The organism is Paenibacillus sp. KS1 (assembly GCF_001680695.1).
GTDB classification, from domain to species: domain Bacteria; phylum Bacillota; class Bacilli; order Paenibacillales; family Paenibacillaceae; genus Paenibacillus_B; species Paenibacillus_B suaedae.
In genome coordinates this window covers 1-15098 of the sequence record NZ_MAIS01000056.1, presented here as the reverse complement: position 1 = coordinate 15098, position 15098 = coordinate 1, and the positions used below count along the sequence as shown (strand labels likewise).

The window sequence follows — 15098 nt, the reverse complement described above, 5'->3', positions numbered from 1 at the left end:
TGCCCACCAAGTCAAGAAGGCGTACGCCAGTCGCCACAAGTTGGCGATGCGGCGGATGCTGTGCTTGTCGATGCAAGAGGAATATTTGTCCATTGCCGTGAATTATAATAAACTGTACTCAGTTATACAAAATACATACAAATAGGTGAATGTCTGTGAACCCTTCCTTATTAGGCATTTCGAGTGTGTCCTTCCTGCTCGTTGCCGCATTGACCCCACTGCTCATCTGGGGATTGCGGACACTGAAGCTGACGCAGCCAATTCGAGCCGAGCTTCCGCCTGATCATCAAGCTAAGCGCGGCACACCGCTGATGGCCGGCCTTATTCTGATTATCGGTGTAATTACCTCTGTCTCCTATCACCCATCGCCAATGACGATGTTTCTGGCAGCGACGTTTCTGCTATTCGGTTCCGTTGGTCTAATGGATGACTTGAAGAAGGCCGTATTTCAGGATCCCTCCGGGATATCGGGCAAAGCGAAGCTTGTCTTCCAATTCTCCTTTACCGGAGTTCTGTTGTACGTGCTCATTCAGCATTTTGACGTCAGTACGACCATTGTGCTTGGGGGCGGGCTAACGCTCGATCTTCCTCTACTCGTGTATGTGCCAATTATGGTACTGTTCGTGGTAGGTTCGGCAAATGCGATTAACTTTACAGATGGTCTGGATGGGTTGCTTATCAATGTGTCGATCCCGACTTATTTCTTCTTCTTCCTCATATCCGATCATATGGAAGTGAAGATGTTCTCGCTCATCATGATTGCCTGTCTGCTTGGGCTGTTCATTTATAATATTTATCCTGCGCGTGCATTCATGGGGGATACCGGATCGCTCGCCATCGGCGGCTCCCTGTCATTCCTTGCGGTACTCGAGAAGGTAGAGATCCTGATTCCGGTCCTCTTCTTCGTCTACTTTGCAGAACAACTGTCTGTTATTCTACAAGTATGGTACTACCGCAGAACGAAGCTGAGAATGTTCCGAATGGCGCCCATCCACTATCATTACTCACTCAAATACGGTTGGAGTGAGAACAAGATCGTCGTTATCTTTGGCTTCATCTCGTGGGTCGGAGTGGGGATATGCTGGTTAGCTTGGAAGTTTCTCTTATCTTAACAGTCGTTTGCACACGAAAGCCCCGCAGCCTTTTGAGGCGGCAGGGCTTCTGTTCATTTTGTCATTTCGTTAGGACGCCATAAACTTATCTGTGAATTCCCATACTTTATTCCAATATACCGCTCCAGCAAGATGAGCGCCGCCGTGTCCTGCACCCTTGATCACCAGTAGATCCTTCTCGACCTTTGCCGCATCATATAACTCATGAACCATTTCATATGGAACGAACATGTCGGAATCCCCGTGAATGAATAGAATAGGAGTCTTGCTCTTTGCTACTTGCTTCAAGGCAGAGGCTTCCTGCAAGTCATAACCGGCTCTAATATTAGCGACCACATTGGAAGCCGTCATAATCGGGAAGGCAGGCAAATGAAATAGCCGTTTCAATTGGTAGCTGAATTCATCGTAAGCCGACGTGTACCCACAGTCCTCGACAATCACCTTGACATTCGCAGGAAGTTCTTCTCCCGAGGTCATCATAACCGTCGCTCCTCCCATGGAGACCCCATACAGGGCAATTTGAGACTCGGGGTTAGCTTCGACGATTTGGCGAACCCAACCCATCATGTCTAGTCGATCATGCCAGCCCATTCCAATATAGGAGCCCTCGCTCTTTCCATGTCCTCGTAAGTCGACGAGCAGTACATGATAGCCTTTATCATAGAATCTCTTGACCGCATACGACATCTGCTTACCGGAGCTCGTATAGCCATGAACGACAATGGCCCACCTATTCGTGGGATTCTCTTGCCGATACTCATAGCCCTGCAGCTTCAAACCATCGAAAGAAGCTAACGTGACCTCGTCGTGATGCTTCGTTTCGATCCATTCTTTTGCCACCTCATTTCCTTGCGTCTCCTGTCCATCTACTTGCATCGTCGGAACCGCACGATCAAGATCCGGATTGTTGTCGAGGAACGGACGCTCCGTCTCCGGATTAAGCGCTATGTTGTAAAAATGATTCCCTATGAATCCTAATGCAACGATGATAATAATGAATACGGTTGTGATCGAAATAAGTAAAATCTTCATCTTACTCATTCTCATCCTCCCTTTCTCTATATTTTAAAGGGGATCGTAACGCATGTCTAAGCCCTGCCCTTTTGCTGCTTCTTAAAAAACAAGCGCACTTCCTCTGCTGCATGCAGATTCCGTGCGCTTGGACGATGCTGCTTTGTTACAGACTACATTACTTTACGAACCCGAGCAGCATCTCACGAATGATTTTGCTCGCCGTAATCGGCGTTTGCTCGGTTGGATCGTAGATTGGCGCAACTTCCACCAAGTCACATCCAATAATATTGGCTTCCGAACGGGCAATCGAATGAACCGCTTCAAGCAATTCCTTCGACGTAATGCCGCCCGCTTCTGCCGTTCCTGTTCCCGGTGCGCAGCTTGGATCAAGCACGTCAATATCGATCGTGACATAGACCGGACGGCCAGCCAGCTCAGGCAGAACCTTCTTCAGAGGCTCAGCTACTTCGAACGGGAAGAAATTGATGTTCTCGCGAGCATACGTCCACTCTTCACGCGAACCAGAGCGGATGCCGAACTGGTACACGTTCTTGCCGCCGATCATCTCAGCAGCCTTGCGGATTGGTGTGGAGTGAGACAAAGGCTCACCCTCATACTGCTCCCGCAAGTCAGCGTGCGCATCAATATGAATAATAGCGAGATCAGGGTATTTCTTGTACACCTCTTGCAGGACAGGCCATGTCACTAGGTGCTCCCCGCCAAGGCCGATTGGGAACTTCCCATCGCCCAGCAGCTTGCCTACGAATTCCCCGATGATATCCAGGCTCTTCGCCGCATTGCCGAATGGCAGCAGCAAGTCGCCTGCATCGAAGTAATTCAATTCCTCAATGCTTCTATCGAGATACGGGCTGTACTCTTCCAAGCCTACCGATGCCTCGCGGATACGGCCTGGGCCGAAGCGCGATCCTGGGCGGAAGGATACCGTGTAATCCATTGGCATGCCATAAATGACGGCCTTTGCTCCCTCGTAATCATCAGAGCTGCAAATGAACACATTGCCCGAATATTTTTGATCTATTTTCATTGTCTTCGCTCCTCCATCTTCCTGCGCTATCTTATTTGCACAGATCCTCTACAAATTTAGGCAGACAGAAGGCTGCTTTGTGCAGACGAGAAGAGTAGTACTTCGTCTCCATTTCCGGAATCTGCGCTTCGTCCACTTGCAGCGGATCGTGCTGCTTGCTGCCCATTGTGAACGTCCAGAGACCACTTGGATAGGTCGGAATATTCGCACCGTACACGCGTACGATCGGGAAGATTTCCTTCACGTCACGGTTCACCTGCTGGATCAAGTCAGCCTTGAACCAAGGGTTATCCGTCTGCGCTACGAACAGGCCATCTTCCTTCAAAGCATCATAGATGCCTTGGTAGAAGCCGCGCTCGAACAATGGTGCCGCAGGCCCTACCGGCTCTGTGGAGTCGACCATAATGACGTCGTATTCATTTTTGCTGTTCAAAATATGCATGTATCCATCATTCACGATAACTTCTACACGCGGGTTGTCCAGCTCGCCCGCAATTTCAGGCAAGTACTGCTTGGAGTATTCGATGACTTTGCCGTCGATTTCAACGAGGACTGCCTTCTCTACTCCAGGGTGCTTCATGATTTCGCGGATAACTCCGCCGTCGCCGCCGCCGACGACAAGTACTTTTTTCGGATTCGGATGAGTTACAAGGGCCGGGTGTGCCACCATCTCATGGTATACGAACTCGTCTTTGATCGTCGTCATAACCATGCCATCCAATACGAGCATCCGTCCAAATTCTTCGGTATCCAGCATCGCTAAATGCTGAAACGGCGTTTGCTCCTCCACGAATGTTTCGCGGATTTTTGCCGTAATGCCAAAGGTAGGCGTTTGCTTCTCTGTAAACCACAATTCCATAACATCAACCTTCTTTCATAATCATGGTATCGTTGGCTTAGTTCCCGAAATGCTCGTAATGGTTCCTATGTGTAACATTCGTAACACTTCATCTCCATTTTGCACCAAACACAAAGTATTATATCGGTTCCCCCCCAAAATGCAATCATTTTCCGAAGTCAAGTTGAATATTTGCACAATTTTCAGAGCTATTAGAGCTCTGAAAGCTGCTTTATCACTGGATTTTTGAAATTTTGACAAATGCTCTAGAATATTCTGTTTTTCATAGTTTTCAACCCTTTTACAGTTTGTGAACGGTGAATTTATTCTAGCAAAAAGGAATAACCTTCCTCCTCTTTTTCCATACTGAATGGTAACCACAAAATGGCCTGATGACGGTCGAACAGGAGGCGCTGCCATGCAGCGGTTAAGCGGCAAAAAGACTGAGAGAAAGCGGAAGCGCGGGTGGCGGCTATGGCTGAAAATCATTGGCGGTTCAATCGCGCTCCTTCTAGGTGCTTGCGGCATCCTGCTCGGGTATCTATATATGACGGATCTGCCTGTGTCTGATATGCAGAAGCCCTCCTTCATTTATGACAGCCAGGGGGCGGAACTTACATCACTAACAAGCGGGCAGAAGCAGCAGCATCCGGTTACGCTGACCGATATCGCTCCGGACGTCATTCATGCAACCATTGCCACAGAGGATCGGCAATTCTACCGTCATATCGGGATCGACTTCAAAGGAATTGCTCGCGCAATGCTCGTCAATATAGAATCAATGTCCAAAAAACAAGGCGCCAGCACCTTGACACAGCAGCTTGCCCGCAACCTGTATCTCAACCACGATCGGACATGGGCTCGCAAGGTGAAGGAAGCGCAATATGCACTTCAACTGGAGATGAAATACAGCAAGGACGATATTTTGGAGCAGTATTTGAATCAGGTATATTACGGCCATGGCGCATACGGTATCGAGGCCGCCGCTCAGCTCTACCTTGGCAAGAAGGCTCGTGACCTGACGCTGGCAGAGAGTGCAATTCTTGTAGGCATTCCACGCGGCCCAAGCTATTATTCTCCCTATTTCAATATGAAAAATGCGAAGGACAGACAAAAGGTTGTGCTTCAGGGCATGGTGGAGACCGGATACATCACGCAAGAGCAGGCACAACAAGCCTACAATGAAACGCTGGCCATTCGACCGAGGGAGGAGCGAAGCGAGCTGCTTGTTGCCCCCTATTTCCGCGATTATGTCCGGCAGGAGCTCGATTCACTCGGCATTTCCGATCAAGCAATCGAGGCTGGGGGGCTGCGTGTATATACAACACTTGATAAACGGGCTCAGGCGGCAGCAGAGCAGGCTGTCGCCAAGTATATTCCTGCAGAAGGGGATTTGCAGGCTGCGCTTATCTCGATCGATCCACGCAACGGCTATTTGAAGGCGATGGTTGGCGGCAAGAATTATCGGCTAAATCAGTATAATCGTGTATTCGCCAATACGCGCCAGCCTGGATCATCCTTCAAGCCGCTGGTCTATCTAGCAGCACTCGAGAAGCGAGCCATCACAGCGGCGACTCACTTCGTCAGTCAGCCGACTTCATTCACATATGACAATGGCAGACAGCAATATAAGCCAAGTAATTATGGCGGCAAGTATTATGGCGAGATCGATCTGCGCCGCGCCATTGCTGTGTCAGACAATATCTATGCGGTAAGTACCATTATGCAGATTGGCCCTGAGCAGGTGATCTCCCTTGCGCGGCGGCTTGGCATCGACAGTGACATGAAGCCACTCCCCTCTCTTGCGCTAGGTACATTCCCAGTAAGTCCACTGGAGATGGCATCCGCATACGGTGTGTTCAGTAACCAAGGCAAGCGTGTGATCCCCCGCTCCGTCTTGAAGGTCACCGACAGCGGCGGCAGTGTCTTATACGAGGCTCCACCGATTCAACAAGAGCAGGTAGTCAATCCAGCAGATGCGTATGTGCTCACCAGCCTGATGGAGAGCGTATTCGAAACCGGTGGAACAGGCAGCCGCGTAGCGACCAGCATGAAACGCCCTGTCGCCGGCAAGACAGGAACGACAGATACGGACGCTTGGATCGTCGGATATACGCCGGAACTCTCAACTGCCGTCTGGGTCGGCTACGACAAGGACAGAATGATATCGGTTACGGAATCTCATAAGGCAGCGCCTATATTCGCTGAATATACCGAACAGGCATTGTCCAACGTCCCACCCAAAATATTTACCGTTCCGGACAATGTAGTTAGCGTCTATATTGATCCGGATACTGGGAAGCTCGCAGGAGATAACTGCCCGAATAAACGCCTGGAGACATTCGTAAGTGGAACCGAGCCCACCGCTTGGTGCGATCTTCATGTTCAATCCCCGACAGACCAGAGGAAAGACGAAGAGAAGCGACCAACGAAAGAGCTTGAGAAACGTTCGTGGTGGCAGCACTTGAAGCGCTGGTGGGGGGATTAAGGAACGGTATCTATGTGAAACGAGGCTGTCCCAGTGTCCCAGCAATTTGATGACCTATTTCTCGATAGGAACACGTATGAAAAAAAGACGCTTCCCTTCCCACGAATCCAGTGGTTTGGGAAGCGTCTTTCTATTTTTAGTGGGGCCTGATTCCATTGTTATTGACCCTGCAGAACGGCGGATTCCATTGTTTGTTGATTTCTAGGCAAATCCACTATTCCTCCATAGATAGCCACCCAGCATACAACTCTTCGAGTTGCTGCCGCAGTTCTTGCTGCTTGGCCATCAACAGCGTCCAATCTACCTCCTGATCGGTCTGCATGGACAAGGCAGCCATCTCCTCGTCCAGTTGTCGCAGCTGCTCCTCTACTAGCGCAATGTCCCGCTCCCATTGGGGTGCAGTCTGTCCCTTCCGCGTCACTTGCTTTGGAAGCACGTCATCTGCATGTCTCTTAGCAGGATCGCTTGCCTTCGAATCTTGCTGCTGCGACTTCCTCTCTACCGTGTTCACATCCGTATGTGCACCAGTAGACACCGCCCCCAGCTGTCGTGAGTGATCCATCCAGGTCTGTAGCTTCTCCCGGCATTCATCATAGTTCCCAATATGCACAGACAATCTTGCCTGCTCCAGCACCCACAGCTTGCTTACAACCCGATTAATGAAATAACGATCATGCGAGATAACCAGAAGTGTACCTGGAAAGTTCTCCAACGCTTCCTCCAATGCTTCTCTGGAGTCGATATCCAAATGGTTGGTTGGCTCATCGAGCAGGAGCAAATTCGGCTTCCGGTACATGAGCAGAGCCAATCGAAGTCTGCTCCATTCTCCTCCTGACAGCTGCGCAATTCGCTTGAACACATCCGCTCCATAGAACAGGAATCTAGCCAGTTCTCCCCTAGCCTCTCCCTCTTCCATGGCCACTTCCTCACAGAAATATCGAAGAACCGTCTTATTTTCGGAAGGCGGAGCTTCCTCCTGCGCCAAATAGCCAACCTCCACGCGCGAACCGACTCGGAGATCTCCGCCATCTGGATCAACCTGGCCAAGCAGCATCTTCATCAAGGTGCTCTTCCCAGCACCATTACTGCCAAGCAATGCTGTACGCTCGCCGTACAGCAGAAGCCCGCTCACCCCGCTAAGCAGCTTGCGCTCCCCATAGGCTTTCGTAACCCCATCCAGCACGAGCACTTGCTTGCCAGAACGACCCTCCTGCTTCAGCTTCAAATCCATCGTCTTCCGCTCCAATATCGGACGCTTGAGCTTCTCCATACGATCGAGCGCCTTCTGCATCGATGCTGCCCGGCGATGAAATCCTGGATTCGGCGGATTCGCACGATTCCCCCATTCGATCAGCTGCTTAATTGTATCCTGCATCTTCTTAATCTTCTTCTGCTGCTCTTGATAGCTAGCGAATTGCTGCAGCAGCCGCTCTTCCTTCTCCTTCTGATAGCCGGTATAGTTCGTATGATAAATGAACGCTTCTCCATCTTCGATCTCAATCATTTTACCTGCAACTCGATCCAGGAAATAACGATCATGCGAGACAATCATAACCGCCCCCGAATAGGCCAGCAAGAAGGATTCCAGCCATTCGATGGCCGCCATATCCAAATGATTCGTTGGTTCATCAAGCAGCAGAATGTCAGGCTGCTTCAGGAGCAGCGCAGCCAGGCCGACCTTCGTCTTCTCTCCCCCAGATAACGAGGAGAAGGGGCGGCTATATTGCTCTTCCGCGATCCCGAGTCCTGCACTGATCCGCCGAATCGATGCCTCCATTTCATAGCCGCCTGCCCGCTCGAATTGCTCCATCATCTGTCCATACTGCTGCAGAATATGGTTCAGTTTCTTCTCATCTGCAGAGACATCAGGGTCTGACATGGTCATTTCCACTTGCTTCATTTCTTGCTCTAGGCGGCGCACTTCCGCATAACTCTCAGCCAATACATCATATACAGAAGCGGATTCATGGGCAGAAGGTACCTGATCGAGCAATCCAATTGTCGCGCCTTTGCGGATAAACAGATCCCCTTGATCCGGTGTGGATGCCCCGCTTAGCATCTGCAAAATTGTTGTCTTCCCCGTTCCATTGCGGCCAATCAGCCCGACTTTTTCTCCGTCTTTTACTTCAAATGACACATCTGAGAGCACCAAGTTTGCTCCGTAATATTTTTTCACATGCCATAGGCTAATGATCATGTCGATATCCCCCTCGGGGCGTGAGCAAGACGCTGCCTCCCGATCTGGAACAAAAAAAGGCTGCAGGGAAAAATCCCTACAGCCCTAAATAAACCTAAATCCGATCAGGTTAAGGCAGGAGAGTCTTCACGCCGTATTGTCGTATTCGTATTAGTAAAAATGGACACACGTATCCCGTTGAAAGGTACATCATGAGTAATTCCAAACATTGCCATTGGCAGTTGGCTAATACGAATGTTCGGCGTATTGAAATTCATCTCCTACCTCACCTCCTGTTCCTGTTCTTCAGTCCGAAGAACATGTTATTCATATATATTACCACATTTTAGAATATCGGTAAAGGGACAGCTGGATACCCTGCCCAACCCCTACTTGCTTCCCTTAGGATCATCTTGATGTACAATGGTTATACCTAAGTTCATTCTTTTGTAATCTTTATCCATCGATGAACGTCTTCGTTTCTTGTAGAATAGGACTCGCATCGGATTATCATATCGGAGGGAACCAAGCATCATGAATTTGCGGGAACTTGAATATTTCAAGGCCGTTACTGAACAGCATAGCTTTACAAAAGCAGCTGAACAGCTGTATGTGTCCCAGCCTTGCATTACAGCCGCTGTAAATCGGCTGGAGGAATTTCTAGGTGTGCAATTGCTCGAACGCAATAAGAAGGAGAAGGCTGTGCATGTCACGCCGCAAGGGGCGTTATTTCTAGCCAGAGTCGATAACATTTTGTCTGAAATTGATGAAGCTATTGTAGAGGTTCGTAATTATAACAGCTCCAACATTCATTTTGGCTTGCCGCCAATTATCGGAGCCTATCTGTTCCCTTCCATGTTCGCTTACATAAGGAAGCGGTATCCGCATGTGCAATTTAAAGTAACCGAGTACGGTTCTCGCATTACAACAGAGCTGCTGCAAGAGGGTAAGCTGGATTTAGGCATTATCGGACAGGCAGATCAAGAACCAATCTCCGATCTCCATTCTGTGCTGCTCTATGAGGATCACTTAAACGTGTGTGTGCCTGACACTCACCCACTCGCGACTCGAGAGTCCATATCCATTGCTGAACTCAAGCATGAACATTTTATCGTGCTGACGGAAGCTTATGTACATCATGAACAACTGATGCTCGCTTGTGGAACATACGGATTCAAGCCGAATATTGTATTTGAATCAGATGAAATTCAAACCGTTAAGTCGATGGTAGCCAGTGGGGCAGGCATTTCCCTAATCGTCTCTATGGCGGTCAAAAATATGCCTGGTCTTGTAGCCATACCACTTGAGGATCCGTTGTACTTCTATATTTATTTATGCTGGAAGGAAGGACATCATCTGTCGCAAGACTGCCTCAGCATGATCGAGTGCATGCGCCAGCTCCCACTTCAAGAAGCATAACGCCGAACGGATAAATAACAGAGGACATAACTTCCATTTCGTTACTATAAATAAAATTTATTAGCTTATATGCGGAACGTATTTCCCTTTTCCCCACTAACGTAGCACAATGGTAGCATGGGGCTTGCGGGGCTTATGTTCAGCAGCGAGTCTCCTTGGAATGATAAACAGGGAGCTGATTGTAGTATGCCAGTCGCACTGGACATCAAAGAAGAGTCGTTACAACTTCATAAGAAGCTGCACGGCAAGATTGAAGTGACTAGCAAAATTGAGGTGACATCCCCAGAGGATCTGAGCCTTGTATATACACCAGGGGTGGCTGAATCATGCCGCCTGATTGCAAATGATGTGAATGCTGCCAACGAGTATACGTCACGTGGCAACATGATTGCCGTTGTGACAGACGGTTCGGCCGTTCTCGGCCTCGGCGACATCGGTCCCTATGCGGCTATGCCGGTCATGGAAGGCAAGTGCATGCTCTTCAAGCAGTTCGGCAATGTCGATGCCTTCCCAATCTGTCTATCCACGCAAAGTGTAGATGAGATCGTGAACATCGTCAAAAATATGGAGCCTACCTTCTCCGGTATTAACTTGGAGGACATATCGGCACCACGTTGCTTCGAAATTGAACGGCGCTTAAAGGAAGAAACGAATATCCCCGTCTTCCATGACGATCAGCATGGCACTGCTATCGTGCTGCTCTCTGCGTTAATCAATGCACTGAAAGTGGTAGACAAGCAGATGGAGGACGTACGCGTTGTCATCAATGGCGCCGGCTCTGCTGGAATTGCCATAGCGAAGCTGCTGTTGAAGGCAGGCATTCAGCATGTTGCCCTAGTGGATCTGAAGGGTGTCGTGTGTGAAGGCGAGGAATGGATGAATCCTGCGCAAGCAGACATGGCGAAGGTAACGAATCGCGGACATCTACACGGTACGCTGACCGATGTTGTATGCGGAGCAGATGTATTCATCGGGGTATCCGCACCGAAGGTGCTGACGCAGGAGCATGTGCGCTCCATGAATGTGAAGCCGATTGTATTCGCAATGGCGAATCCAACGCCGGAGATCTTCCCGGACGAAGCGCTTGCTGCTGGAGCGGCAGTAGTATGTACAGGTCGTTCGGACTTCCCGAACCAAGTGAACAACCTGCTCGCTTTCCCTGGCATCTTCCGCGGCGCACTCGATGTTCGCGCTACAGATATTACGGATGATATGAAGCTGGCGGCAGCACGCGGTATTGCGGCTATTGTTACCGATGCAGAGCTCAGCCCAACGTATATTATTCCGAACCCGCTCGATAAGCGTGTCGTGCCTAGCGTTGCATCTGCGATTGCTCAGGTCGCAATCGAAACAGGAGTCGCACAGGTGAAGAAGATGCCTGTATATCGCGCCTAAATCACCTTGTTGTAATGAGTCGCTTGCTAGGTATGAGTAGGAACAAAACTCATCTCTATAATAATAGAAGGCCGCTGCACCGATCACGAGATCGGAATAGCGGCCTTCTTTAGATGTAAATGATTATGCTAGGCAAGCTGTGCCTTCACTTCTTCTGGCGTACGCTCCCACCACTCAGCATTGTGCGTCATAAGCAGCTCACGCAGCGCTGCCTTGTCTTCTGTATTCAGCTCTTCGACGAGCACGCGGCGCTTCATTGCATAGTCCATCCGATTGACGTGGTCTGCGAGCATCTTCCAGCCGCGCTTCGCCTCCGTGTCGATCAGCATTTCACAAGCAGCCAAGCCGCCGTAGAACGCACCTTCCGCAGAACGATCGACTGCCACCCATACGATCCAGCATTGGCGGCCATTCGGAACATCCTCTTTATTCGTAGAGAACTTAATTCCACGCTCCACCTTACTCTTCGCATGCATCGCGCCTAGATCGATGTACGCCGTTCCTTCATCGATGATGACGGGCGACACGTTGTTCAGATCGATACTACCCGAACCGAATCCTTTATGCTTACCACTGCTCATTACGTTCAATGCCAGCGGCTTCTTTACTTTCTTATCTGAAGATTCCATTTCGTCATGCGCTCCTTCCTTACCACGTACTCAAAATCATTTTCATTTTAGCTAATAATCTGCAAAAAGCCAACATATACATGCTGTAGATGCTTGTCAACGGGAGGTAAAAACGTATGACCCGAAGCAATGTATATCGCCGGCTTCTATTCACTGCCTTGTTCCTAGCCGCCTGCAGCTTCCTCCTCGTTCGGTTCTGGCCGTCTGGATCCGTTCCGTCCCTTGGACCCGAGGTGAACAAGCAGGCGGTTCAGGAACCCATTACGCAGCAAGCCGTGGAGACCCCCAATGCGGAGGTACTGAGTGAGCGTATTGCCGAATACCATATTGAAGTTAAACTGGATGAGTCTACACATACCCTTATCGGCAAGCAAACCGTAACTTGGACCAATCCTGGGAGATCGACTGTCAATGAACTGTTCTTCCACATGTATCCGAACGCTTTCCGTTCGCCCGATACCACCTTCATGAAGGAGTCTGGCGGGAAATTGCGGGAAGACAAGTTCCCTGCGGATGGATATGGCAGCATGACGCTAAAATCATTATCCACGGTTGACGGTATGTCCCTGATGAACCGGGTACAGTACATTCAGCCAGATGACGGAAACGCGAAGGATGAGACGCTTCTGAAGCTGCGTCTTACCAAGCCAGTACGAAGTCAAGAGAAAGTCACACTTCGCATGGATTTTGAAGTAAAACTGCCGAAAATATTTGCACGTATGGGATACGCCGATAATTTCGTGATGGCTGGCCAATGGTTCCCTAAGATTGCTGCCTATGAAAAGGCAGGGGTACGCGGCCGGGCATCAGAAGGCTGGGATCTGCACCAATATCACGGTAATTCCGAATTTTACTCCAATTACGGCATTTACAGTGTACGCATTCAAGTACCCGACAATTACATCGTAGGCGCTACAGGCTTTCCAACGAAAACCCCTACGATAGCAGACAGAAAGAAATTTTATCAATTCTATGCGGATGATGTTCATGATTTTGCGTGGGCCGCATCTCCAAACTTTGTCTATTTTGAAGAGCCGTTCTCTTCTAGCCAAGTACCAGGGGTTCGTATCAAGTTATATTTAGACCCGAAGCATAAAGATTTGAAGGAGCGTTATTTCTACGCTGCGAAGACGGCGCTGTCCAAGTTCAGCGAATGGTACGGCAAATACCCGTACTCTACCTTGTCCATTATCGTGCCTCCTAAATTGGGCAACGGAGCTGGAGGAATGGAATACCCGACCTTGATTACAGCATTCGGTGCAGAAGATGAGAGTCCAGGTTACGATTTGGAACGTACCGTCGTTCATGAGATTGGACATCAATACTTTTATGGACTTCTCGCCTCAAACGAATTCGAGGAAGCATGGCTCGATGAAGGGTTCACTTCCTATGCAGAAGACAAGCTGATGGAGCAAGAATTCGGAGTACTTCCAAATAACGCAATACAAGCCAGCTACATCACAGATCCAGCTCCACTGAAGCTGAATGCATGGCGCTACAAAAATCAAAATCATTATGCGGAAAATGTGTACATGCGTGCCAAGCTGGTGCTGCTTGCAATCGAGAAGCAGGTCGGGGAAAAAATGATGAGCCGCATTATGAGAACTTATACGCAGAAGTACCGTTTCAAGTACCCAACTACATCAGACTTTCAGCGAGTTGTTGAGCAGGTAACTAACCGCAAGTGGAATGATTTCTTCCAACAATATGTGTACAACGGCATGATGGCAGACTTCGCCGTGGAGAACATTGATTCACGTACGATTGAATCGAATGGGTCTACCCAATATGAAGCGACTGTCTATATCCGCAAGCTCGGTGCCAATTATCCATCCATTCCGATCGTATTCGGATTCTCGGATGGCACGACGACTCGCAAGGGATGGAATGGAGAGGGAGACCGCATCCAATATACCGTCACCCATAAAGCGCCGCTCAGCTGGGTCATGGTTGATCCTCTATATTCGATTGTCGTTGAGAACAAGCACATCAATAATTATATGCGTGCTCATGTCGATGAACCTGTCCGTACACGAGTTAATTTATCCGTCATCAAGGTAATCGAAGCTGTTACGAACATTTTGGGGTGGTGATAGTGTGAAGGCTTATGTGCGTTCAGGCTGGAATTGGTGCAAAGAGCACATCTATATATGGGTCATTCTATTCTTGTACCAACTGTTATGGGGGTTCTTCCTCTATCGCTTCGTCGATGGAGTGGTAACACCTATCCTGCGCCGTTACCCAGATCCAGCACCTACCGAGATGAGCAGGCAGCTCTTTCTGACCGAAAGCCAGTTCTATCTAATGAAGACGAATGACTATTTCCCTTACTTATGGGCTATCCTCGGATTCGTTGCCGTCCATATGCTGCTTACCCCCTTCATTCACGCGGGTGTATTCCATGCTATGTCACGGCCCAAGCAGCAGGGGCTTGCCTTCTTCCAAGGGATCAAGCTCGCTTGGAAGCCAATGCTTGTCCTCTATCTACTCGAGACACTGCTCATTATCGCACCCGCTATATGGTTCGTTCCTTATGCGGCCCATGCCCTGTCCACATCGGCTTCTCTGTCTTCCTTACTCGTGGCAGTGGCACCGTTTGTAATCGCTTGGTTCATTGGCGGCTGGCTTGTTCATCAATTGTTCTTATTCCTTAACTTCGGCGCTGCCTCAGAAACACCGTTAATTCGATCTGTCAGAGCCGGAACTCGTCGCTTGCTTCCCATTCTAGGATTGTCACTTCTCTTTATTGGTATCACGATTGGCGTAGGCATATTGTCCACAACGGCGGCGGCCGTGTTCACCGGAATTACCGCACTCATTATTCAACAGGCATTGCCTGCCATTATGACTATACTTAAAATGTGGGGATTGTCTGCACGCCACGCTGTCTGGCAGGAAGCAGAGCAACAGATGAAATAATGGGGGTTCTGATTGAACGCAATTTAGTTACAGAGTTACAAAGTTACAAAGTTACAAAGTTAC

General features: G+C 49.3%; 12 protein-coding genes. 6 read left to right on the top strand and 6 right to left on the bottom strand.

Annotated elements, in window-relative coordinates:
• The first annotated feature begins 155 nt into the window (after positions 1-155).
• Positions 156-1112 carry a phospho-N-acetylmuramoyl-pentapeptide-transferase gene (gene mraY / locus BBG47_RS18180; protein ID WP_021253446.1) on the top strand — a complete coding sequence of 319 codons (957 nt, stop codon included), beginning with the start codon at positions 156-158 and terminating at the stop codon, positions 1110-1112.
• Between the two features lie 69 nt (positions 1113-1181).
• Here the strand turns inward: mraY and BBG47_RS18175 are convergent, their stop codons facing one another.
• The 3 genes from BBG47_RS18175 to speE form a co-directional block, all read right to left on the bottom strand.
• Complete coding sequence (locus BBG47_RS18175) at positions 1182-2144, bottom strand: alpha/beta hydrolase (protein ID WP_065292894.1); 963 nt, start codon at positions 2142-2144, stop codon at positions 1182-1184.
• 157 nt (positions 2145-2301) lie between these two features.
• The gene (gene speB, locus BBG47_RS18170; protein ID WP_021253448.1) at positions 2302-3171 is read right to left on the bottom strand and encodes an agmatinase; all 870 of its coding nucleotides are present in this window, start codon (positions 3169-3171) and stop codon (positions 2302-2304) included.
• 31 nt (positions 3172-3202) lie between these two features.
• Entirely contained in the window at positions 3203-4030 is an 828-nt protein-coding gene (speE, locus tag BBG47_RS18165; protein ID WP_021253449.1) for a polyamine aminopropyltransferase, read from the bottom strand.
• A gap of 397 nt (positions 4031-4427) precedes the next feature.
• Between speE and BBG47_RS18160 the strand changes: the two genes are divergently transcribed.
• The gene (locus BBG47_RS18160) at positions 4428-6497 is read left to right on the top strand and encodes a transglycosylase domain-containing protein (protein ID WP_065292882.1); all 2070 of its coding nucleotides are present in this window, start codon (positions 4428-4430) and stop codon (positions 6495-6497) included.
• A gap of 214 nt (positions 6498-6711) precedes the next feature.
• On the opposite strand, the gene abc-f is transcribed toward BBG47_RS18160, so the two are convergent.
• Together abc-f and BBG47_RS30000 are read right to left on the bottom strand one after the other, a co-directional pair.
• Positions 6712-8694, bottom strand: coding sequence for a ribosomal protection-like ABC-F family protein (gene abc-f, locus BBG47_RS18155; protein ID WP_065292881.1), 1983 nt, complete (start codon positions 8692-8694; stop codon positions 6712-6714).
• Between the two features lie 104 nt (positions 8695-8798).
• Positions 8799-8951, bottom strand: coding sequence for an RAxF-45 family protein (locus BBG47_RS30000; RefSeq protein ID WP_175400571.1), 153 nt, complete (start codon positions 8949-8951; stop codon positions 8799-8801).
• Between the two features lie 256 nt (positions 8952-9207).
• Between BBG47_RS30000 and BBG47_RS18150 the strand changes: the two genes are divergently transcribed.
• A complete protein-coding gene (locus BBG47_RS18150; protein ID WP_021253452.1) occupies positions 9208-10092 on the top strand; it encodes a LysR family transcriptional regulator in 885 nt (294 codons plus the stop codon).
• Positions 10093-10278: 186 nt separating this feature from the next.
• Positions 10279-11487, top strand: a complete 1209-nt coding sequence (locus BBG47_RS18145) for an NAD(P)-dependent malic enzyme (protein WP_065292880.1) — start codon at positions 10279-10281, stop codon at positions 11485-11487.
• A 128-nt stretch (positions 11488-11615) separates the two neighbouring features.
• Here BBG47_RS18145 and BBG47_RS18140 read toward each other — a convergent pair whose 3' ends face one another.
• Positions 11616-12116, bottom strand: a complete 501-nt coding sequence (locus tag BBG47_RS18140; RefSeq protein WP_021259752.1) for a YwhD family protein — start codon at positions 12114-12116, stop codon at positions 11616-11618.
• A gap of 116 nt (positions 12117-12232) precedes the next feature.
• On the opposite strand from BBG47_RS18140, the gene BBG47_RS18135 reads away from it, so the two are divergent.
• Both BBG47_RS18135 and BBG47_RS18130 read left to right on the top strand, forming a co-directional pair.
• A complete protein-coding gene (locus BBG47_RS18135; protein ID WP_021253455.1) occupies positions 12233-14209 on the top strand; it encodes a M1 family metallopeptidase in 1977 nt (658 codons plus the stop codon).
• Positions 14210-14213: 4 nt separating this feature from the next.
• Positions 14214-15035, top strand: coding sequence for a carbamoyl transferase (locus tag BBG47_RS18130; RefSeq protein ID WP_065292879.1), 822 nt, complete (start codon positions 14214-14216; stop codon positions 15033-15035).
• Positions 15036-15098: the final 63 nt, after the last annotated feature.